Origin of the sequence: Acidisoma sp. S159 (assembly GCF_009766125.1) — a bacterium.
Taxonomy (GTDB): domain Bacteria; phylum Pseudomonadota; class Alphaproteobacteria; order Acetobacterales; family Acetobacteraceae; genus Acidisoma.
The window spans coordinates 1-2,098 of record NZ_LMUG01000082.1; the positions used below are offsets into that span (position 1 = coordinate 1).

General features: G+C 56.1%; 3 protein-coding genes. 1 reads left to right on the top strand and 2 read right to left on the bottom strand.

The genetic code is table 11. The annotated features are described in order from the left end of the window. Positions 1-359 precede the first annotated feature (359 nt). A complete protein-coding gene (locus GSQ92_RS26755) occupies positions 360-719 on the top strand; it encodes a hypothetical protein (RefSeq protein ID WP_159014610.1) in 360 nt (119 codons plus the stop codon). 130 nt (positions 720-849) lie between these two features. Here the strand turns inward: GSQ92_RS26755 and GSQ92_RS31980 are convergent, their stop codons facing one another. Continuing rightward, positions 850-1,206 carry a MarR family transcriptional regulator gene (locus GSQ92_RS31980; RefSeq protein ID WP_159014611.1) on the bottom strand — a complete coding sequence of 119 codons (357 nt, stop codon included), beginning with the start codon at positions 1,204-1,206 and terminating at the stop codon, positions 850-852. Then, entirely contained in the window at positions 1,206-1,460 is a 255-nt protein-coding gene (locus GSQ92_RS31985; RefSeq protein ID WP_371418607.1) for a winged helix DNA-binding protein, read from the bottom strand. The genes GSQ92_RS31980 and GSQ92_RS31985 overlap by 1 nt, the downstream gene beginning before the upstream one ends. Between the last annotated feature and the right edge of the window lie 638 nt (positions 1,461-2,098).

Consider the following 2,098-nt stretch of genomic DNA (forward strand, 5'->3'; position numbering starts at 1 on the left):
AAAACCGTTTCGCGCGTCTCTTTTGATGCTGAACCATCGTCAGCTCCTCGGTTCCGAATGCTCGCTTTTTTCCCGGTGTTGGTCGGGGTCCACATGTGAGCTCCAGCAAGGCTTCGAACACCTGCTTGGAATCACATCCGCCTCGACCAGCCAACCCATCCAAACCCGTTTCGCTCTGATTCCGAAATGGGCTCTAACACTAACGAAGACGGGCTCGACCGCCAGGGCTACTGTCAAGTTCCGTCCACGTGAAAGTCTATTTACGAAACTTCTCAATCGCATGAGGATTAACATCTCTGCTTCGCCAGATTTCTAGAAGCAGTCGCCGAGCGCAATCAGGTATTTGAAAGACGAGCACAATGGATCAAGCCTATTACGACCTAACATCATGGTTAGACACGGTGAAGCAAAGTGTTGGGCTGCTTAAAGCAGCGGCTAGCCTGCTACCCAAAGGTTCGAAGCGAGACGATCTTGAATTTCAAATCCGAATGGCAGCAGAGTCTTTGGAAAGGAGTGATCTCAAGCTCGCAAAGGAATTAGGAGCGAGATTCTGCTACTGCACTCCGTTACCTACGATCATGCTTTGGAAGGAAACGAAACGAGCGTTCATCTGCCCTAATCCGGAATGTGGTAGTGAGAAAAAGAAGCGCCCTACATTGACAGCAGCCCCGCCGTTTATGGGTGGTAATCAAGAACCGAACGGGTGGATGGATCGTTAGTCAGGCAGGGGCCTCCCAGCTTGAACCATTCCATCGCGGCGGACCTGACGCGAGTCGATCAGAGTGGGCAGGCTAGCCGCCGCAGTGTCCTGCCCAGTCATCCATCAAGTCCCGACGCTTCTCCAGTAGGTCACCGCGTCGGTAGGCGCGATCTCCCAAGGCTCATACAAAACGTTTTACCGGCGTAGGTGAGTTCAACTAGCACCGAGCGCCCATCTGCCGGATCGGGAATGCGGCGCGCCATCTTGTGCGCTATGAGAACATCAATCGCTCTCGTTATGACGGGCTTCTGAACTCGCAGCACCGCAGATAGCCCCCTGACCGTCTGCAAACCACTTGTATAACAGGTGAGGATCACCGCCAACTGACGTAACGATAGGTCGCGCCTGCTCCCTCGCACCATAGTAAGGACACTCTTGCGAAACTGGAACAGCGCCTCGTCACCGTTTTCCGGATGGGACTCAGCAGGCTCAGCGGGCATTGCCATCACTCAAAATGGCTCCCGCTGTTTGGCGCCTTCACCAGGTTACGGCACAAGGCTCGCCCTGAGCTGGTGAGCCTGAGATGAAATACCCTTCGGTCAGCCTTATCCGAAACGCGTTTGACCAACTTCTCCGCGACCAGGCGATCGATGGCGAAGCTAGATGCCCCCAGAGGGACGTTCAATGCTTGGGCGATACTGGTTGTAGTGGTTGATTGCTCGGAAGTGTGCGTGATGAGGAGAGCCGCGAATGAGCGCATCGACAACTTAGGGAACTTCCCGTGCGACAACACCGCCAAGGCGTTCTGTAGCTGGGGAATGCCGACGGCATTTGGGGCTGGACGGGGCGCTCTCAAGTCACTCGCAGCTCCTAGGGTCACGGTATACGGCTGCACTAACCGGTGCTCTCGCGTACATAGGTGATCGGGCGACCGGTGCAGCCAACCCTGCCCACGTGACGGATTCCATCCCAGACCTCCGCTGTCTCTCGTGGGTTTAGGAGCTTCGCCACAGCCACGAGTGCGGAGGCGTCAGTCGCACAAGCTACTTGGCCGGTGGTCGCGATGCATCCTCCCGCAGCCAGACGATAGAACCGGTAGACCATCATCAATCGTCACCCTGCTTCGAAGCGGGCGTAAAGAGCGTCTGATTGCGGTCACTCTATGACCCTCAGGTGGCAGTCACTGCTATGTGAACGTCTGCATGTCAGACAATACAAGATGTGAGGCTGGAATACGCTAACCCTATCGGTGCGGGAATCAAACACTGCACGGCTATCGCACGGATTGAGGCGGCACAACGCGGTTTTGCGAGGCTTTAACAGGCTGCGGAAAATCGGCCGGATTCCGCGGTGAGTGGGGAGTCCCGGCGGTTTAGGCCGCGTGCCGCACGGGGATTA